This is a genomic window from Variovorax glacialis, assembly GCF_051216375.1.
GTDB lineage: Bacteria > Pseudomonadota > Gammaproteobacteria > Burkholderiales > Burkholderiaceae_C > Variovorax.
Genome location: NZ_JBPJZT010000002.1, coordinates 498,964 through 517,416 on the forward strand (window position 1 = coordinate 498,964; position 18,453 = coordinate 517,416).

Annotated in this window: 16 protein-coding genes; 2 read left to right on the forward strand and 14 right to left on the reverse strand. The window is 66.1% G+C overall.

Annotated elements, in window-relative coordinates; translation table 11 throughout:
* Positions 1-51: 51 nt before the first annotated feature.
* Entirely contained in the window at positions 52-1,425 is a 1,374-nt protein-coding gene (locus ACSFBL_RS06755) for a TAXI family TRAP transporter solute-binding subunit (protein WP_435514970.1), read from the forward strand.
* 10 nt (positions 1,426-1,435) lie between these two features.
* Here the strand turns inward: ACSFBL_RS06755 and ACSFBL_RS06760 are convergent, their stop codons facing one another.
* The 4 genes from ACSFBL_RS06760 to ACSFBL_RS06775 form a co-directional block, all read right to left on the reverse strand.
* Positions 1,436-2,749: a PQQ-dependent sugar dehydrogenase gene (locus ACSFBL_RS06760; protein ID WP_435514971.1), complete on the reverse strand. Its 1,314-nt coding sequence runs from the start codon at positions 2,747-2,749 to the stop codon at positions 1,436-1,438.
* A 90-nt stretch (positions 2,750-2,839) separates the two neighbouring features.
* Positions 2,840-4,501 (reverse strand): energy-dependent translational throttle protein EttA, encoded by a 1,662-nt coding sequence (gene ettA / locus ACSFBL_RS06765; RefSeq protein WP_435514972.1) that lies wholly within the window; start codon positions 4,499-4,501, stop codon positions 2,840-2,842.
* Positions 4,502-4,503: 2 nt separating this feature from the next.
* Positions 4,504-4,935, reverse strand: a complete 432-nt coding sequence (locus ACSFBL_RS06770) for a type II toxin-antitoxin system VapC family toxin (RefSeq protein WP_435514973.1) — start codon at positions 4,933-4,935, stop codon at positions 4,504-4,506.
* A complete protein-coding gene (locus tag ACSFBL_RS06775) occupies positions 4,922-5,158 on the reverse strand; it encodes an AbrB/MazE/SpoVT family DNA-binding domain-containing protein (RefSeq protein ID WP_435514974.1) in 237 nt (78 codons plus the stop codon). Before ACSFBL_RS06775 ends, ACSFBL_RS06770 begins: the two co-directional genes overlap by 14 nt.
* Positions 5,159-5,475: 317 nt before the next feature.
* Here ACSFBL_RS06775 and ACSFBL_RS06780 point away from each other — a divergent pair, with 317 nt between their 5' ends.
* Complete coding sequence (locus ACSFBL_RS06780) at positions 5,476-7,299, forward strand: DEAD/DEAH box helicase (protein WP_435514975.1); 1,824 nt, start codon at positions 5,476-5,478, stop codon at positions 7,297-7,299.
* Between the two features lie 76 nt (positions 7,300-7,375).
* On the opposite strand, the gene ACSFBL_RS06785 is transcribed toward ACSFBL_RS06780, so the two are convergent.
* The 10 genes from ACSFBL_RS06785 to ACSFBL_RS06830 all read right to left on the reverse strand — a co-directional run bounded on the left by ACSFBL_RS06785 (position 7,376) and on the right by ACSFBL_RS06830 (position 18,429).
* Positions 7,376-8,446, reverse strand: coding sequence for an ABC transporter ATP-binding protein (locus tag ACSFBL_RS06785; RefSeq protein ID WP_435514976.1), 1,071 nt, complete (start codon positions 8,444-8,446; stop codon positions 7,376-7,378).
* A gap of 15 nt (positions 8,447-8,461) precedes the next feature.
* Positions 8,462-9,313, reverse strand: a complete 852-nt coding sequence (locus tag ACSFBL_RS06790) for a carbohydrate ABC transporter permease (RefSeq protein WP_435514977.1) — start codon at positions 9,311-9,313, stop codon at positions 8,462-8,464.
* Positions 9,314-9,395: 82 nt separating this feature from the next.
* Entirely contained in the window at positions 9,396-10,271 is an 876-nt protein-coding gene (locus tag ACSFBL_RS06795) for a carbohydrate ABC transporter permease (RefSeq protein WP_435514978.1), read from the reverse strand.
* A gap of 163 nt (positions 10,272-10,434) precedes the next feature.
* Positions 10,435-11,811 (reverse strand): ABC transporter substrate-binding protein, encoded by a 1,377-nt coding sequence (locus ACSFBL_RS06800; protein ID WP_435514979.1) that lies wholly within the window; start codon positions 11,809-11,811, stop codon positions 10,435-10,437.
* A gap of 79 nt (positions 11,812-11,890) precedes the next feature.
* Positions 11,891-12,637, reverse strand: coding sequence for a FadR/GntR family transcriptional regulator (locus ACSFBL_RS06805; protein ID WP_435514980.1), 747 nt, complete (start codon positions 12,635-12,637; stop codon positions 11,891-11,893).
* A gap of 15 nt (positions 12,638-12,652) precedes the next feature.
* Positions 12,653-13,612 (reverse strand): 2-hydroxyacid dehydrogenase, encoded by a 960-nt coding sequence (locus tag ACSFBL_RS06810; RefSeq protein ID WP_435514981.1) that lies wholly within the window; start codon positions 13,610-13,612, stop codon positions 12,653-12,655.
* The gene (locus ACSFBL_RS06815; RefSeq protein WP_435514982.1) at positions 13,609-14,586 is read right to left on the reverse strand and encodes a Bug family tripartite tricarboxylate transporter substrate binding protein; all 978 of its coding nucleotides are present in this window, start codon (positions 14,584-14,586) and stop codon (positions 13,609-13,611) included. Before ACSFBL_RS06815 ends, ACSFBL_RS06810 begins: the two co-directional genes overlap by 4 nt.
* 164 nt (positions 14,587-14,750) lie before the next feature.
* On the reverse strand, positions 14,751-16,247 hold the full coding sequence (locus ACSFBL_RS06820; RefSeq protein WP_435514983.1) for an N-acyl-D-amino-acid deacylase family protein: 1,497 nt from the start codon (positions 16,245-16,247) through the stop codon (positions 14,751-14,753).
* Positions 16,244-17,149: a MurR/RpiR family transcriptional regulator gene (locus tag ACSFBL_RS06825; protein ID WP_435514984.1), complete on the reverse strand. Its 906-nt coding sequence runs from the start codon at positions 17,147-17,149 to the stop codon at positions 16,244-16,246. Before ACSFBL_RS06825 ends, ACSFBL_RS06820 begins: the two co-directional genes overlap by 4 nt.
* 8 nt (positions 17,150-17,157) lie before the next feature.
* The gene (locus ACSFBL_RS06830) at positions 17,158-18,429 is read right to left on the reverse strand and encodes an amino acid deaminase (protein WP_435514985.1); all 1,272 of its coding nucleotides are present in this window, start codon (positions 18,427-18,429) and stop codon (positions 17,158-17,160) included.
* Positions 18,430-18,453: the final 24 nt, after the last annotated feature.

The following is an 18,453-nucleotide window of genomic DNA, read 5'->3' on the forward strand; positions in this document are numbered from 1 at the left end:
CTGCCTCGAGCAAGCTCGAACAAGACCAAAGCGCCCGTTCCATTTCACCGCATGCCTCAAGCCATACGCCTTTTCCTTCTTTCCATCCGTGACCTGATTGCTTCCGCCGGACCGGTGATCTTCCTCGTCATCGGCCTGCTGGTCGCCGCCTACTGGTATCTCGAGCCGCAGCCGCCCAAGCAGGTGACGCTGGCCACCGGCCCGGCCGGAAGCGCCAACGCCGAATTCGGGAAGCGCTACGCCGCGGCGCTCAAGACCAGCGGCATCGAGGTCGTGCTGAAGCCGACCGACGGCTCCAACGACAACCTGCAGCTGCTGCGCAGCGGGGGCGCGGACGTGGCCTTCGTTCGCGGCGGCAGCGCCGATCCCGTGAAGGACGAGGAAGCCGGTCTCACCTCGCTCGGCAGCCTGTTCTTCGAGCCGCTCTGGTTCTTCTATCGCACCGAGGCGGCACGCCAGGTCGACCGCAAGACCGCGACCCTGACTTCGCTCACGCAACTCAAGGACCTGCGCATCAACGTCGACAAGCCCGGCAGCGGCGTGCCCGACATCATGGAGCGCATGTTTCGCGCGAATCACATGGATCCTGCGACGCTGAACCTGTCGAACCTCGAGCAGACGCCCGCGACCGAGGCGCTGCAGGCCGGCCTGCTCGACGTGATCGTGCTGGCCTCGGCACCACAGTCGCCCCTCGTTCAGCGTCTGCTGCGCGCCCCGGACATTCAACTGATGGACTTCGCGCAGAGCGATGCGTATTCCCGGCGCTTCGCCTTCCTCCAGCCCGTGACACTGCCACGCGGCGTGGTCGACCTGGCGGCCGACCTGCCGTCGCATGATGTATCGCTGCTGGCCGCGACGACCTCGCTGCTGGCGCGGGAGCAGACCCACCCGGCCCTGCGGCAACTGTTCGCGCAGAGCGCGCAGACGCTGCACGGCGGCGCGGGCTGGTTCAACCGCGCACGTGACTTTCCAAACACCCGCACGAGCGAACTGCCGGTGAGCCCCGAGGGCGATCGCGCGATCAACGGCACCCCGCCCTTCTGGCAGCGCTACCTGCCCTTCTGGGCGAGCAACCTCGTGGAGCGCATGTGGCTGGTGCTGGGTGGCTTGGTGGTGTTGATGCTGCCGCTGAGCCGCGTGGTGCCGCCGCTCTACCAGTTCCGCGTGCGCCGTCGGGTCTTCCGCTGGTATGCGCGACTGCGCGACGTCGAGGCCCGGCTCGAATCCGGCAAGGGCTCGCGCGATGCGCTCATCAAGGAGTTGGACGATCTGGACCGGGTCGTCAACAAGGTCGCGGTGCCGCTTTCGTATGCGGACGAACTCTATGCACTGCGCAACAACATCTACGCCGTGCGCAAGCGCGTGATGGCGAATTCGCCGGGTGGCGGCGAGGGCGCGCCGGCCGTATCTCCAGGGTCAGCCTGATCCTTGCGGCTTACTGGACTTCTATGCGCAGCAGCTTGCCGTTGCTGCTGTCCGTCAGAAGGTACAGCCAACCGTCCGGACCCTGGCGAACATCGCGGATGCGATCGCCGCGATCGGCCAGAAGCCGCTCGGCCGCTGTCACCGAGTTGCCATCGAGGGTGAGCCGCCACAGCGCCGTGCCGGCGAGCGCACCGATGAAGAGATTGCCCTTCCAGGCCGGGAGCGCATCGCCGGTATAGAAGGCCATGCCGCTCGGCGCGATCGATGACTTGGCCGTCCCCGGCACCCAGGCCGAGCCGTCGATCTTCTGCCAGTAGATCAGCGGCTGCTCCATGCCCGCCTTGGCAGTGCCTTCGCCAACCTGGGTGAGCGTGCCGTATTCCTGTCCGTAGCTGATGATCGGCCAGCCATAGTTCCGGCCGGGCAGGGTCAGGTTGACCTCGTCGCCGCCCTGCGGGCCGTGCTCGCTGGTCCAGAGGTCCCCCGTCGTCGGATGCAGCGCGGCGCCCTGCGGATTGCGGTGGCCGTAGCTCCAGATGTGCGGCTGCACGCCGGGCGTGGACGCGAAGGGATTGCCGGGCGCTGGCGCGCCGTCGGTCGTGATGCGCACGACCTTGCCGTTGCCGCGCGTGAGGTCCTGCGCAAAGCCGCGTTGCGTGTCGAGCAGCCGCTCGCCCATCGTGACGAAGAGATAGCCGTTGCGGTCGAACACCAGGCGGGACCCGAAATGCGCGGTGCTGTCGACCTTCGGCGACTGGCGGTAGATGACGACCACGTTGCCGAGGCTGCGGCTGGCCGTATCGAGTTCGGCCCGCGCGACGGCGGTGCCGTTCAGGTTCGGATTCGCGCCGTCGCGCTCGGCAAAGCTGAAGTAGATGCGCCGGTTGCTGGCGAACGAGGGATCGACCGCCACGTCGAGCAGGCCGCCCTGCCCGACCGCGGCCACGGACGGAACGCCGCTGATCTGGTCAGCGCCACCGTTGACGGGCGTGCCGTCGGCATTGCGCAATCGCAACTGCCCGCCGCGCTGTGTGATGAGCATGCGCTTGTCGGGCAGGAAAGCGAGACCCCACGGGGTGTCGAGGCCGGTGGCGACCTCGGTGACCTTGAAACTCATCGGCGCCGCGGGGGGCGCGCCGGGCGTGGCAGGCGGCGGTGTGGATGGGGTGTTGGCCGGCTGTGCCGACGGGACGGCGGGCGAAGGGATGATCGCCGTGGCGCCCACGCTGAAGGCAGCCACCGATACGTTGGCACCGCCGCCGCCACCTCCACAGCCTGCGAGAAGCGCCAGCACCATCGCAAGGTATCGCGTTGCCACATTCATGCCCGCCCCTTCTGGCGCTTGCCGCGCCGAACTGGAATGAGCCGGAGTTTGCGCCGTGGCGGCGCCCCGCGGCGCCCGGATTAGCCCTTGCTACTTCAGCGCCTTGAAGCGCATCCGGTGTGGCTTTGCGCCTTCCTCGCCCAGGCGCTTCTTCTTGTCGGCTTCGTACTCCTGGTAGTTGCCGTTGAAGAAGGTCCATTGGCTGTCGCCTTCGGCCGCGAGGATGTGCGTCGCAATGCGGTCGAGGAACCAGCGATCATGGCTGATGACCAGCACGGAGCCCGCGAATTCGAGCAGTGCGTCCTCGAGCGCGCGCAGCGTCTCGACGTCCAGGTCATTCGACGGTTCGTCCAGCATCAGGACGTTGCCGCCCGCGATCAGGGTCTTGGCCAAGTGCAGGCGACCTCGTTCACCGCCGGACAGCGTGCCGACCTTCTTCTGCTGGTCCGCGCCGTTGAAGTTGAAGCGGCCGGCGTAGGCGCGGCTCGCCATCTGGAACTTGCCGACGTTGATGATGTCGAGGCCGTTGGAAATGTCTTCCCACACGGTCTTCTCGTTGCCGAGGGCGTCACGGTTCTGGTCGACGAAGGCCATCTTGACCGTCTGGCCGATCACCACCTCGCCGGTATCCGGCGCTTCCTTGCCCGCGATGAGCTTGAACAGGGTCGACTTGCCGGCGCCGTTCGGGCCGATGATGCCAACGATGGCGCCCGCGGGGATCTCGAAGCTCAGGTTGTCGATCAGGACGCGGTCACCGAAGGACTTGGTGACGTTCTTGAATTCGATGACCTGGTTGCCCAGGCGCTCCGCCACGGGAATGAAGATTTCCTGCGTTTCGTTGCGCTTCTGGTATTCGAAGTCGCTCAGCTCCTCGAAACGGGCCAGACGCGATTTGCTCTTGGCCTGGCGCGCCTTGGGGTTCTGGCGCGACCATTCGAGTTCCTTCTTCAGGGCCTTGGCGTGGGCTTCCTCGCTCTTCTGTTCCTGGGCGAGGCGCTCGCCCTTCTGCTCCAGCCAGGTGCTGTAGTTGCCCTTCCATGGGATGCCGCGGCCGCGGTCCAGTTCGAGAATCCACTCGGCGGCGTTGTCGAGGAAGTAGCGATCGTGGGTGATGGCCACCACGGTGCCCGGGAAGCGCTGCAGGAACACTTCGAGCCATTCGACGGATTCGGCGTCCAGGTGGTTGGTCGGTTCGTCGAGCAGCAGCATGTCGGGCTTGCTCAGCAGCAGGCGGCACAACGCGACACGGCGCTTTTCACCGCCCGAGAGCACGCCGATGTTGGCGTCCCACGGCGGCAGGCGCAGCGCGTCGGCGGCGATCTCGAGTTGGTGTTCGGAGTCGGTGCCGGCGGTGGCGATGATGGCTTCGAGCTCGGCCTGCTCGGCCGCGAGCGCATCGAAGTCGGCGTCTTCGGCGCCGTAGGCCACGTATACCTCTTCGAGGCGCGCCTTGGCGGCATACACCGCGCCCATCGCCTCCTCGACCGATTCGCGCACCGTGTGCGCCGCGTTCAGCTTGGGCTCCTGCTCCAGGTAGCCGATCGTGAGACCAGGCATCGGCAGCGCCTCGCCTTCGATCTCCTTGTCGATGCCGGCCATGATCTTCAGCAGCGACGACTTGCCGGAACCGTTCAGGCCCAGCACACCGATCTTGGCGCCCGGGAAGAATGAGAGCGAAATGTCCTTCAAGATCTGCCGCTTGGGCGGCACGGTCTTGCTGACCTTGTTCATGGTGTAGACGTACTGGGCCATGGTTATCTTTGCTTCGGTGAAATGAGTTTGAGCTTGGGAAAATAGGTCTTGTAGCGTGTGCTGTCGCGCGACACGAGGGTGCAGCCCATCAGTTGGGCATGCGCGCCGATGTAGAAATCGGGCAGCAACGATGGGCCGGTGCCGCCTGCCTTCCGGTACTTGTGGAACGCCATCGCCGCACCGCGTGCGGCTGCGTAAGGCAGTTCGAGCCGCTCGTACAGCCGCGGCGGCATGGCTGCATCGGCATCCCGGTCCGAATTGAAGTACGCCGACACCTCGGCATAGATCAGCGGGTTGATCGCCAGTTTGCCACGGTTCAGGCAATCGCCGATGGCGGCTGCCGACCAGTCCATCCACTTCGGGTCCTGGTGGATGACGTCGATCAGGACATTGCTGTCGATCAGGAAGAGCTCGGCGCCCTCAGCGCTCGCCACGCGTCATCTCCAGCCATTCGTCCGCGGACAGGTCGAACTTCGAGGTTCCGCTGCCGCGCAGCAGCGCGATGGCCTCTTCGGCGGGCGAGGTCGTGCGCTTGACGGGGCGGACCACGATCTGCTTGTTGCGGTATTCGAATTCGACCTCGTCGTAGGGCTTGAGCCCCGCGAGTTCGCGAATGTTCTGGGGGATGGTCACCTGACCTTTGGACGTGAGACGCATGCTTATCTTCTGGAATCTCTCTGGTAATACCAAGGAGGTAAGAGTTTAACGTATCGACCTTGCTGGCGCCCAGGCGCGTCCGTCGAGGGGCCCGACTGGGGGTGCGGGCCGACTCATGAGACAATATGCACTGTTGCCGGGTCCAGTTGCCCGCAACGCCGGCTCTCTGCCGGGGACGAAGAAGGCCTTTCCATCTCAAACGGGCGGGCCTTCAGGCTCCCACTTCTGACCTTCATCCGCCCTTACTGGCTCGACGTCCGACTTGACGCCCGAGCGGGTGGATACCACTGCGCCGTGTAGGGCGCTTGTTGAACTCAATGAACTTTGATGAACTGAAGCTGGCCCCGGCCATCTTGAAGGCCGTGCATGAGCAGGGCTACGAAACCCCCACGCCGATCCAGGCGCAGGCGATTCCCGCCGTCCTCGACGGCCATGACCTTCTGGGCGGCGCCCAGACCGGCACCGGCAAGACCGCTGCCTTCACCCTCCCGATGCTGCACAAGCTCACGATGAGCCGCAGCGCCACCAACAAGTTCGGCGGCACCGGCGTTCGCGCCCTTGTGCTGACCCCGACGCGTGAACTCGCGGCCCAGGTCGAGGAATCGGTCCGCACCTACGGCAAGTACCTGCAACTGAGCTCGACCGTGATCTTCGGCGGCGTCGGCATGAACCCGCAGATCAGCAAGCTCAAGAGCGGCGTCGACATCCTCGTGGCCACCCCCGGCCGCCTGCTCGACCTGCAGCAGCAAGGCATGCTCGATCTCTCGACCGTGCAGATGCTCGTGCTCGACGAAGCCGACCGCATGCTCGACATGGGCTTCATCCACGACGTGAAGAAGATCCTCGCGCTGGTGCCCAGGGAGAAGCAGAGCCTGCTCTTCTCGGCCACCTTCAGCGACGAGATCCGCGACCTCGCGGCCACGCTGCTCAAGAACCCGCAGAGCATCCAGGTCACGCCGCGCAACACCACCGTCCAGCGCATCACGCAAGTGATCCATCCCGTGGGCCGCGGCAAGAAGAAGGCGCTGCTCGCGCACATCATCAACGAGCACAACTGGAGCCAGGTGCTGGTGTTCACCCGCACGAAGTTCGGCGCCAACAGCGTGGCCGAGTTCCTGACCAAGAACGGCATCCAGGCGATGGCCCTGCACGGCAACAAGAGCCAGAGCGCACGCACGCAGGCGCTGGCCGGCTTCAAGAGCGGCGATATTCGCGCGCTGGTCGCGACCGACATCGCCGCTCGCGGCATCGACATCGACGAACTGCCGCACGTCGTCAATTACGAGATCCCGAACGTCAGCGAAGACTACGTGCACCGCATCGGCCGCACGGGCCGCGCCGGTGCCAGCGGCGAGGCCGTGAGCCTGGTCTGCCTGGACGAGGAAGGCTTCATGCAGGAGATCGAACGCTTCACAAAGCAGCAGATCCCGGTCAAGACCATCGACGGCTTCGGCCCCGAGGAAGGCGAACGCGCCGAGCCCATCGCCATGGGCCGCCAGACCATCTGGGGCGGCGCAGGCCGTCCGCCGAGCCGCGAAGTGATGCAGGCCGCTGCCAAGGCGGCCCGCCAGGAAATGATGCAGCGCATCCGCGAGAACAAGGCCGGCCAGGGCGAACGCGCTGGCGGCGGCGGTAATGGCGGTGGCGGTGGCCAGCGTCGCGGCGGCGGCAACGGCCAGGGTCAGGGCGCGCCGGCCGGCCGCAGCGCCAATGGCGGCGGGCAGGGTCAGGGCCAACGAGGCCAGGGCGGCCGCGGCCAGGGTCCGGCACGTGGGGCGCAAAGTCCGGCGCGCGCGCCGCACCATGCACCGGTGCATCACCATCATCACGATCATCTGCCGCATGAAGAGCGGCAGCCGCGTCATCACGGCAACAGCCATAGCCCGACACAAGCCGACGCGGTGGCGCACCTGCGCGCCGAGGCGCTGGCAGCCGGCGGCGGTGCGGCGGGCCAGCCCGATCCGTTGCGCACCAGCGTCGACAGCCTTGGCGGCGGTCGCGGTCGTCGCGGCGGCGGCGGTGGTGGCTACGGCGGCAACCGTTCCGGCGGCGGCGGCCGTTCGGGTGGCGGTCGCTCAGGCGGCGGCTACGGTGGTGGCGGTGGCGGCTACGGCGGCGGTGGCCGCTCGTTCGGTCGCTGAGAACCCGACCATCCTGCAGACAAAGGGCGCTTCGGCGCCCTTTTTCGTTGACCCTTCGATTTGAGAGAAGTCCCGCTCAGGCCAGGCGTTTCCCGCTCTGCCGATCGAACAGATGCACGCTCTCGTTGGCAATCACGAGCCCGACCATCTGATCAGGCTGCGCATCCACCCGCCCGTGCACCGCGAGCGTGATCTTCGCTTCTCCGACCTCGACCAGCAGTTCCGTCTCCGCGCCCGTCGGCTCGACCACGATGACCTTGGCCGGCACGCCATTGGCGGCATCCGACAGCGTGATGTCGCCCGGCCGAACGCCGTAGTGCACCGCCTTGCCTTCCTCCGCCGCCGTACCTGCCGGCACCGGCCACATCGCGCCATGCGCCTCGACCGTGCAGCGCCCGTTGCTGCGCCTCACGGTCCCTTCGATCACGTTCATCGCCGGTGAGCCGATGAACTGCGCGACGAAGAGGTTGTCGGGTCGATCGTAGAGTTCGAGCGGCGTGCCGATCTGCTCCACCGCGCCGTCGTGCATGACCACGATCCGGTCAGCCATGGTCATGGCCTCGATCTGGTCGTGCGTGACGTACACCGTGGTTGTCTTCAGCCGCTGGTGCAGCGCCTTGATCTCGGCGCGCATCGCGACGCGCAGCTTCGCATCGAGATTCGACAAGGGCTCGTCGAAGAGAAACACCTTGGGGTCGCGCACGATGGCACGACCCATCGCGACGCGCTGCCGCTGGCCACCCGACAACTCGCGCGGATAACGCGCGAGCAGCTTGTCGAGATTGAGGATCTTCGCCGCATCCGCCACGCGCTTCTCTGTGACGCCCTTGTCGGCGTTGCGCAGCCGCAGGCTGAAGCCCATGTTCTCGCCCACCGTCATGTGCGGATAGAGCGCGTAGCTCTGGAACACCATCGCGATGTCGCGGTCCTTCGATTCGAGCTCGTTGACGACGCGGCCGTCGATCATGATCTCGCCGCCGGTGATGTCCTCCAGGCCCGCGAGCATGCGCAGCAGCGTCGACTTGCCGCAGCCCGACGGCCCGACCAGCACGACGAACTCGCCGTCCTCGATCTCGAAGCCGAGCCGCTCGATGATTTGCGTCTTGCCGTAGGACTTCTGGACGTTCTGAAAAGTGACTGAAGCCATGTTGTTCTCTTTCCCTTAGCTCTTGACCGCTCCGGCCGTGATACCGCCCACCATGTAGCGCTTGAAGGTGTAGTAGATCGCCGCGGGGGGCAGCGCATAGATGAGCCCGGTCGCCATGAGCAATTCCCACGGCGAATCGTCGGCCGCGAGGAAGTTGCCCAGCGCCACCGCCAGCGTCACGCTGCGATCGTTCGACAGCAGCAGGAAGGCATAGAGGTATTCGTTCCACGCCAGCAGCAACGCATAGGTGCCGACCGCGACCAGCGACGGCACCATCAGCGGCAGGTACACCAGCCTGAACAGTTGCAAGGGCGATGCGCCATCCATCCGCGCCGCCTCATCCAGTTCGTAGGGCAGCTTGTCCGAAGCCTGCTTGAGCACCCAGATGCAGTAGGGCGAAGCGATGGTCACCATCGCCAGGATCAGCGACCACTGGCTGTTGAGCAGGCCGTAGTTGCCCATGGTCTTGTACATCGGCACCGCCAGGAAGGCCGCGGGGATGAAGTACGTGAAGAGCGCCATGTTCATCACCGTGCGCCCGCCTTTCAACCGCAGGCGGCTGATCGCGAAGGCCGCGGTGGTTGCGACGAACAAGGTGATCGCGCCGACCGAGACGGCGATCAGCACCGAGTTGCCAAGCTGCACCCAGAAGTGGTCGAGGTAGAAGTGCCTCTGATGGAAGACCGTACTAAAGTTGTCCAGCGTAGGCGACTTCGGCCACAGGCGCCCGCTCGTCGCCTCACCGCGCGGCGAGATCGCAAACAGCACCATGTGATAGACGGGAATGATCGTCCACAGGAACACGGGGATGCCGATCAGCAGGAGCTTGGCCTCGGTGCCGACGGACTTGAGAGTCCAGCGTTTCATATCGCCCTCCGACGAGCCGCCTCTAGGAGGGCGAGCGCCCCCCCGGGGGGCAGCGAACACACGCAGTGAGGAGCGTGGGGGTTCATTTCGAGAGCCTCTTCATCATGAAGTACACGAGCGGCAGGATGAGCGGAAGCGCTACTACGATGGATGCCATCGACAGGTCGACCTGATCGAGCCGCAGGTACCGGATACCCAGCGTGGCAAGCACATGCGTCAAGTCAGCCGGACCACCGCCGGTCAGCAGGTAGACGCTGTTGAAATCACCCAGCGTCCAGATCATCGAAAGAATCAGCGACGTCACGTACAGCGTGCGCAGCGCCGGCCAACTGATGAACTTGAACTTCTGCCAGGAACTCGCCCCGTCCACCGATGCGGCCTCGTACTGCTCCGTCGGAATGGAAAGCCGCCCCGCCACCAGGATCAGCGTCCAGAACGGCAACGACTTCCAGATGTGCATCAGCATCGCGAAGCTCAGCGCCAGCGTCGGGTCGTTGAGCCAGTTCGGGCCATCGCGCCCGGTCAGGTGAAAGATGGTGCTGTTGATCACGCCCCACTCGGGGTTGAGCATGAAACGCACCGAGAGAATGGTCGGGATCGAAGGCACCGCCCACGGCAGGATGAAGATCCCCGCGAGGATCTTGATCCACCAGCGCGACTGCACGAAGAAGCCCGAGAGCACCAGCGCCACCAGCATCTTCACGTTGATGGCAACCACCAGGAAGATGATCGTGTTGATGACCGACCGGAAGAAGATCGGGTCGGCCACCAGGTGCTCGTAACTCTGCGGATGGCGTGCCAGCCAGAGGCCGTAGCACACCGGGTAGAGCACGAAGATCACGAACACCAGCAGGTAGGGGACGACCATCAGTCGTCCCCAGAACTGCCAGCGTCCGAGCTTGATGGCAGGTGTCGCGGCAGGGCCGGCCGGGGTCACGGCGCTTGCAGTGGAACTCATGGCTGGCTCTCCCGACTCACAGTTTCAGTTGCCCCCCAGACCGACCCGCCCGGAACGACTGACCAGGAACCCCGCGGAACCGGCTTAGCCGGGCCGCCGGGGTTGCCCCCTGCAAGGGGGTGCCCGAGCCACACGCAGTGGGCGAGGCTGGGGGTAGTGGTCATCACCTGGCTACCGTCTTGATGCGCTCGATCATCTCGTCGACCGCCTTGTCCACCGGCACCTTGTCGCTCACGATGCGGTTCATCGCCTTGGCCCACACGTTCTCGTTGTTGAGGATGGTGAACTTGTAGTTCTTCGTGAATTCGAAGGTCACGGTGCCGGCGGCGTACTGGTTGTAGACCGACTTGCGATGCGCATCGGCCTGCCAGAACGGACTCGCCTGCCCTGCCTTCGTCACTGGGAACCAGCGGCCCAGCGAGCCTTCGACGTACGGCGTGAGGTTCTCCTCCTGCATCAGGAAGGTCACGAACTCCTTGGCGCGCTGCTTGTTCTTGCCGTCCTTGAACACCACGCCGGTCTTCACCGCCGTGCGATACACCATCTTGCTGCCGTCCGGCTTGGTCGGGAAGCCGGCGGTGCGGATGCGCTCGAAGTAGTTCTTCTTGGCCTCTTCGCGCTGCTCCGGCGTGAGCGTCGCGTTGTTCGAATCATCGAGCCACTTCGCGGGCAGCGAGATGGTCGCGTTGTGCGTCATCACGGTCGTCTTGTTGTGGAAGGCGACGTTGTTGTCCGGATCCTTCCAGCTCGTCGACGACGGCGGCGTGCAGCCCTTCTGGTAGGGCGCCACGTAGTCGGTCATTGCGCCGATCAGGCCTGCGCGCACCGCCGGGTCGTCGACCAGCAGCTTGCCGCTGTCGCTGACCATCTTGACGTTGTACGCATCCGCGAAGGTCAGGAACGAATAGAACGAGTCGCTCGAATCCACGCCCATCGGCATGCCCGTGCCGAAGGTGCGCTTGCCGCTCTTCTGGCGGCTGGCGGGCTGCACCTTCTCGCACCAGAACGACCAGTAGTCCTTCCAGGTGGTCGGGATGTCCGACTCCTTGAAGCCCGCCTCCGCCAGCATGTCGATCCAGTAGTTGATGTGCATCGTCTGCTGCTTGATCGGGAAGGCGTAGTAGGCCTTCGACTTGGTCTGGTCGTTGTAGAGGAAGGTGGTCTCGACCGTGTTGGGCGCGAAGCGCGATGCCATCGGCCCGATCACGCTGCTGATGTCCTCCAGCTTGCCGTCGTAGGCCCACTTGCCGGTGACCTGGAAGTCGTAGACGTCCGCGTAGGCCACGTCGGGCGGGCTGCCCGAATCGAGCGCGGAGACGGTCTTCGGAATCATGTCCTGCACCGGATACTGCGACAGCTCGACCTTCACGCCCTTGTGCTTTTCCTCGAACTTCTTGATGGCCGCGAACAACGCATCGTCTTCCGCCTTGTAAAAGCCCTTGACCCACCAGACGGTGAGCTTCTCCTGGGCCGAGGCCTGGCCGGCGACGGCGAGGCCGAGGGCCATCAACGTCGGTATCACGAGTGCTTTGAGTTTCATGCTTCTGTCTCCTTGTTCTTGCGATGGGGTTGCCCGGTCAACGAGCGGAGGGTTGGGGAACTGGAATCCGTGGCGCGCTTCAGGCGGTGGCCTTAAGACGCGGGGGCGGACGGCTGAGGCGCGGCAGGCGCCGGCGCGAGCCGATCACCTCCTCGATGTCCTCGCGCGCGCCGTCGATCAGCTTGATGATGGACCGTTCGGCACGCGCCGGGTTGTGCGCGATCACGGCATCGAGCACGGCCCGATGCATCGGCAGCGACTGCGCCGGTCCGTCCTTCTTGATGGTCGAAATCTCGAAGCTGGTTCGCAGCAGGGCATGCAGCGCCTTGCTCATCTGCGCGAGCATGCGGTTGTTCGCCGCGCGCAGCAGACCGTGATGGAAGCGCAGGTCGAAGGTCACGTAGTCACCGCCGAATTCAACGGCATGCTTCATGCCGGCGTATGCGGCTTCGATTTCGGCGATGTCTTCCGCAGTCGCCCGCTCGGCGGCGAGGCGCACGGCCGCCGGCTCGACCGCTCGCCGAAGGTCCTGCAGGTCGCGCAGGAACTCGGGCGTGAGGCCGGCGCGCGCCTGCCAGGTGATGACATCGGGGTCGAACCAGTTCCAGCGGTCCTCGGGCAGCACGCGGGTGCCGACCTTGGGACCGGTGACGATCAGCCCCTTCGCGACCAGCGACTTCACGGCCTCGCGCACCACGGTTCGGCTGACGCCGAACTCCTCGCACAGCAAGGGCTCCGCCGGCATTGGCGCGCCGATGGCGTAGCGACGCGACACGATCGCCTCGCCCAGCAGGTCAAGCGTTCGGCCGTGGGTGTTCTTGGTCACAGGAAGGCGACGCCTTCAGGCGTCCACTGGGGTGAGCAATGGCTTGCCGGCAAAGTGCGCGCGCAGGTTGTCGAAGGTCAGTTGCCCCATCGCCTCGCGCGTCTGCTTCGTGCCGCTGCCGATGTGCGGGGTCAGCACCACGTTGGGCATGGCGCGCAGCTCCTCGGGCACGTTGGGTTCGTTCACGAAAACGTCCAGTCCCGCGCCGGCGATAACGCCGTCGCGCAATGCATCGATCAGCGCCGGTTGGTCGACGACCGTGCCGCGCGCGACATTGATGAGGTAGCCGTCCGGCCCCAGGGCCTTGAGCACGCGCGCATCGATCATGCCGCGCGTGGCTGCGCCGCCGGGCGTGATCACGACCAGGAAGTCGACCGCCGCTGCGAGCGATGCGGCGTCGGGGTAGTAGGTGTAGTTCAGGTTCGGGCGCGGGGAACGTGCCGTGTAGGCGATGTCCATCCTGAAAGCCGCTGCGCGATGCGCGATCGCCTGCCCGATCCGTCCGATGCCCACGATGCCGAGCCGGCCGCCCGTGACCTTGCGGCTCAGCGCGATCGGCCCGTTGGGCCATTCATTGGCACGCACGAAGCGGTCGGCCTGCGGAATGCGGCGGGCCACTGCCAGCATCAATCCGATGGCGAGATCGGCCACGTCGTCATTGAGCACTTCTGGCGTGTTGGTGACGGGCACGCCGCGCTCGTGCGCGGCCCCGACGTCGACGCCGTCGTAGCCCACGCCGAACACCGAGATCACTTCGAGCGCCGGCAACTGCGCGATCAGTTCGCGCGGCACCTTGGCCTCGCCGTTTGCGACCACGCCGCGGATGCGCGGTGCCACGGAAGCAAAGCCCGCGGGGTCGCTCACGTGGATCCGATCGTGGATGGTGTACTCGCGGCGCAATGCCTCCATGAGGAAGGGCATCAACGGCGCGACGACCAGCAGCTCGGGCCGCCCGGCGCCTTGGGCGTCGCTCATACCTTGATGCCCAGCTTTTGCACGAGCTGCTTGAAATACTCGTGGTCGCGTTGCATCGCCTGCCCGAAGGCCTCGGCGTCGAGGTACGCGAAGCCCAGGTTGATCTTTTCGAGCTGCTCGCGGAGCATGGGCTCGTCGGCCGCCTTGCGCGTGGTGTTGCGCAGCGTCGTGACGATGTCGGTCGGCGTGGCCTTGTGCACGGCGAGGCCGCGCCAGGTGCCAATTGACAGGTCGATCTTGCGTTCCTTCAGGGTCGGCACCTTGTCGAAGGCCTTCAGGCGCTGGTCGGCCATGACGGCGAGCATCTTCAGCTTGCCGCCCTGCACGTGCGTCGCCACTTCGCCCGGACTCACGGCCACCGCGTCGATGTGGCCACCGAGCAGTGCGACCACGCCGGGCGCCGCGCCCTGGTAGGGCACGTGGTTGAACTTGACGCCGGCCTTGTCTTCGAGTCCCGCAGCCGCGAGATGCCAGATCGAGCCGTTGCCGGAATTGCCGACCTTCATGTCGCCCGGCTTCGCCTTGGCGTCGGCGAGGAATTCCTCGATGGTGTTCCACGGTGCCTCGGTGCGCACCGTGATCGCGGCCGGGTCGGCGTTGAGGCGTGCGACGGGCTGGAAGTCCGCGTAGGTGAACTTGGAGAGGCCGAGGTGCGGAAGGATCACGAGCTCCGCGATCACCACGCTCACCTTGTAGCCGTCGGGCTTGCCGTTGAGCACGTCGTTCATGCCGACCACGCCGCTCGCGCCGGGCTTGTCGTTCACGACGAAGGGCTGCGGGAAGTGGTTCTTCGCGGCTTCCGCGTAGGCGCGGGCCAATGCGTCGGTGCCGCCACCGGCCGATGCAGGCACCACGAGTTCCACGGGCTTGGTCGGGTAGGCGTCGGCTTTCACCGCGAAAGCCACGGGCAGCATGGCCGCGGCGCCCAGGCCTTGCAGCATGCGGCGGCGACTGGCGTTCAAGGAATGGGGCATGGGATGTCTCCTGCTAAACCGGCTTCGAGGTCGAATCTGCACTCGACAACGCCGGTCTGCAGCGCTGCCGATTCAAATCATATGATGATTGAATTCCGTGCCCGGCAGGACAAACCCTGATGGTCAGGGGCAGGCAAAGCAGGGGCGCTTTCGCGCCTTGCGGCTCAGCCTGGCTTTGCAGGCGCCTTCGCGCGGACCACGAAGCGCCCCGCGCGTGCGCCGGTGGCTCGCCCCTCGGCGGTGTAGCTCAGCACACCGTTGACCCACACGCGCTCGATGCCTTCGCTGAACTGCCGCGGCTGCTCGAAGGTCGCACCGTCCTTCACGTGCAGCGGATCGAACAGCACGACGTCAGCCATGTAGCCCGCCTTGATCAGCCCGCGCTCGCCGATGCGAAAGCGCGCCGCGGACATGCCCGTCATCTTGTGGATCGCCTGCTCCAGCCGCAGCAGGCCCTTCTCGCGCCAGTAGCTCGCGAGCACACGCGGAAATGCGCCCCACAGCCGCGGATGCGGCCGCTCGTCGTGCGGCAGGCCGTCGGAGCCGATCATCGACAGCGGATGCGTGATCACGCGCTGCACGTCATCCTCGCGCATCTGGAAGTAGCAGGCATTGCCCGGCTTCAGGCGCACGGCGGCGTCCTTCTGCGACACGCCCCACTCCGCCGCGATGTCCGCCAGGTAGCGACCGCCGACCTCGGGATGCGGCTCGCTGCCGGTGATGAGGATGTCGATGATGCCGTCGACCAGGTCCTCGCGCAGCACGGTGGAACCGGCGGTGTAGGGGTAGACGTCCATGCCGATCTCCTGGCCGCGCGCCAGTTCCTCGATGAGCGGCAAGGTCTCGCGGGTGCGCCCCCAGTTGTCGGGGCCGGCGCACTTGTGGTGCGAGATCACCAGCGGCAGGCCGGACCGCCGTGCGGTCAGCGCAGCTTCCTGCAATGCCGGAAGAATGCCGGCGAGCTCGTCGCGGATGTGCGTCGCATACACGCCGCCGTTGCGAGCCGCCACGCTGGCCACGGCGACCAGTTCGTCGACATCGGCCGCATAGGCTTCTTCGTAGAACACGCCGGACGACAACCCCAGCGCGCCGGCGTCCATCGCTTCCTGCATGTCGGCGGCCATCGCCGCGCGTTCCGCCTCGCTGGCAGCGCGATCCAGTGAAGGTACGTGCCGCATGCGCAGCGCGGTATGGCCGAGCAGCGCCGCGACGTTGACGCCGGGCCGGGCCGCATTCACGGCATCGGCGTACGCGCGCATCGTCGCGTGTCGGAACTGGCCGCGGCCCAGCAGCGAGAGCGGCGCCAGCGGCGCATCGGTCACCACGGGCGCGAGCGAGATGCCGCAGTTGCCGACGATCACCGTGGTCACGCCCTGCGACAGCTTGGGCAGCATGTCGGCCTTCTCGATGGCGGCGGCATCGTCGTGCGTGTGCACGTCGATGAAACCGGGCGCAATGACCAAGCCTGTGCAATCGACCTGTTGCAGCGGTCCTTGCTCGCGAAGGTTCTCCAGCAATTCGGCCGAAGTCTCACCGGGCGCAGCGACGGACGCGATGCGCTCGCCGACCAGCAGGACGTCGCCGAGCCAGCCCGGGCTGTCGGTGCCGTCGACGATCTTGCCGCCCTGGAGCAGCGTGGGCCGGGTGTCTTGCATCGTCATGCGCTTTCGTCGTCTGTTGTTTCCGTGGCGCCTGAATATTCCGCGCTGTCGAAGCCGTGCTTGTGCAGCAACTGCTTGAACTGCTGCAGCCCGCGTGTCGCGACGGGCCCGAGTTTCTGTGCAAGGCGCACCATCAGGATCTCGATCACCACCAGGTGCGCGAGGTAGGCCTCGGTGCCGACCCGCATGACCGCATCCTGCGGCACCGAGACGCCGATGACCAGGTCCGCGATCTCGGCCAATTGCGTGTCGGGCTGCGTCAGCGCCACCACCGTCGCGCCCTGCGACCGCGCGAAGCGCGCCGCCTCCAGTGTGTAGGGCATGCGCCCCACGTGCGAGATGACGAAGGCCACGCCGTCTGGGCCCAGCGTGCTGGCGGAAACCAGCTGCTGGTGCGCATCGAAGATCGCGTTCGACGTGCAGCCCAGCCTGAACAGGCGGCTCTGCAGTTCGCTCGCCATGAAGGTGGATGCCGCACCCACCGAATAGCAATCGATGCGCCTCGCGGCGGCCAGCCGTGTCGCGACTTCGTCGAGCACGTCGACGTCGATGCGGCGGCCCAGTTCGGTCAGCGAAGACACGGCCGCATGGATGATCTTGCTGGTCACGTCGCCCGCGCTGTCTTCCGCCAGCACGCTGCGGTGTAGGTACGAACCGGTGACGGCCAGGTCCTGCGCCAGCGCCAGCATGAATTCGCGCACGGATTCGAAGCCGAAGCTGCGGCAGGTCCGCACGATGGTCGGCATCGAGACGCCGGCCTGCTGCGCGAGTTGCTCCACGGTGGCGGCCACGGCGGCGCGCGGGTCTTCAAGCACGCACTGCACGACGCTGCGTTGCGCGGCGGGCAGTTCGGCCATGCGCTCGCGCAGGCGCTGCAGGAGATGGGCTGCGGAATCGTTCATCGCGGGCATCAGAAGCGCGTGCTGATGGCGCCGGTCACGGCCCCGTCGTCCTCGACCAGCGCGAGCCAGCGCCACTTGTCGAAAGTCGTGCAGGGGTGCGAGATGCCCAGCGCCACGCGGTCGCCCACACGCGGCACGGGACCGGCGGGATCGAAGCGGAGGTAGGCATGCTGGTCGTTCAACGCGCTGATCGTCCAACCGGCAGGCGCATCGACCGAGGTGCGTTGCCCGCGCGCCGCATGGCGCATCGGAATCGGCATTTCGAGGTCGTAGGAAATATCGCGCCGACCGCAGGTCAGCAGCGCCAGACCCGGCTCCGGCACGGACTGCACCATGGCCCAGACTTCGAGCGCCGCGCGCAAGGATTCATCGAGCCCTTCGCGCAGTTCGACCTGCTTCAGGAAGCGCGCGTAGTTGCCGTTGTCGTGCGTGATGTAGCAGCCCGAACGCAGCACGCCTTGCACGGGCCGTGACAGGCCCTGTGCACGCAGCAGCGGCACAACCAGGTCGAACACCGCCGATCCGCCGGCCGTGAGCATCACGGTGTCGTCGCAGAAGAGATTCTCGGCATCGCAGCGGCGCGCGATTTCCAGCACGCGATTCACCAGCCCGGTGACTTCGCGTGCGTCGTGTTCGCTGTCGCAGCGTGCCAGGCCGCCTTCGTAGCACTCGATGCCGCCGAGTTGCACTGCGTCGGAGCGCGCGATGGCCGAGGCCAATGCGAGCGCATCTTCCAGCGTGCGAACACCCGTACGCTGGCCCGGTATGCCGACTTCGATCAGCACATCGAAACAGCGCCTGCACTGCCGCCGCTGCGCCCAATCCTCGATCAGCGCCAGTTGCGCCAGCGAATCGACCAGGAACCACACGCGCAGGTCGTTGTGGCCGGCCAGCAGCATGTCCAAGCCGTCGAGGTCGGCGTCGGCCATCACCTGGTTGGCGATGATGGCGCGGCGTGCGCCCGCCTCCACACCCACGGCAAGCTGGTAGATCGTCGCGAAGGTCAGGCCCCACGCCCCGCCGGCCAGTTGCTGCGCGAAGAGTTCCGGCGACATCGTGGTCTTGCCGTGCGGGGCCAGCAACACGCCCTTGCGGCGCGCGTAGTCCTGCATCCAGGCGATGTTGTGCGCGAGCGCCGAGCGGCGGATCACGGCCAGCGGATACGACAGGTCGTCGGCCAGCACGTTCCACCCCTTCTTGCCGATGTCCGCGGCGCGGCATGGCGCGGCCTCCAGCGGGTAGCTCTTGCTGCGGTGATCGAGGATGAGCGCTTCCGTCATGTGTGTCCCTTGTTGAATTTCTTG

Bases quoted from the DNA above. Each gene is read 5' to 3' on its own strand.
- ACSFBL_RS06755 (WP_435514970.1), top strand. From the start codon at position 52: ATGCCTCAAGCCATACGCCTTTTCCTTCTTTCCATCCGTGACCTGATT.
- ACSFBL_RS06760 (WP_435514971.1), bottom strand. From the start codon at position 2,749: ATGAATGTGGCAACGCGATACCTTGCGATGGTGCTGGCGCTTCTCGCA.
- ettA (WP_435514972.1), bottom strand. From the start codon at position 4,501: ATGGCCCAGTACGTCTACACCATGAACAAGGTCAGCAAGACCGTGCCG.
- ACSFBL_RS06775 (WP_435514974.1), bottom strand. From the start codon at position 5,158: ATGCGTCTCACGTCCAAAGGTCAGGTGACCATCCCCCAGAACATTCGC.
- ACSFBL_RS06780 (WP_435514975.1), top strand. From the start codon at position 5,476: ATGAACTTTGATGAACTGAAGCTGGCCCCGGCCATCTTGAAGGCCGTG.
- ACSFBL_RS06785 (WP_435514976.1), bottom strand. From the start codon at position 8,446: ATGGCTTCAGTCACTTTTCAGAACGTCCAGAAGTCCTACGGCAAGACG.
- ACSFBL_RS06790 (WP_435514977.1), bottom strand. From the start codon at position 9,313: ATGAAACGCTGGACTCTCAAGTCCGTCGGCACCGAGGCCAAGCTCCTG.
- ACSFBL_RS06795 (WP_435514978.1), bottom strand. From the start codon at position 10,271: ATGAGTTCCACTGCAAGCGCCGTGACCCCGGCCGGCCCTGCCGCGACA.
- ACSFBL_RS06800 (WP_435514979.1), bottom strand. From the start codon at position 11,811: ATGAAACTCAAAGCACTCGTGATACCGACGTTGATGGCCCTCGGCCTC.
- ACSFBL_RS06810 (WP_435514981.1), bottom strand. From the start codon at position 13,612: ATGAGCGACGCCCAAGGCGCCGGGCGGCCCGAGCTGCTGGTCGTCGCG.
- ACSFBL_RS06815 (WP_435514982.1), bottom strand. From the start codon at position 14,586: ATGCCCCATTCCTTGAACGCCAGTCGCCGCCGCATGCTGCAAGGCCTG.
- ACSFBL_RS06820 (WP_435514983.1), bottom strand. From the start codon at position 16,247: ATGACGATGCAAGACACCCGGCCCACGCTGCTCCAGGGCGGCAAGATC.
- ACSFBL_RS06825 (WP_435514984.1), bottom strand. From the start codon at position 17,149: ATGAACGATTCCGCAGCCCATCTCCTGCAGCGCCTGCGCGAGCGCATG.
- ACSFBL_RS06830 (WP_435514985.1), bottom strand. From the start codon at position 18,429: ATGACGGAAGCGCTCATCCTCGATCACCGCAGCAAGAGCTACCCGCTG.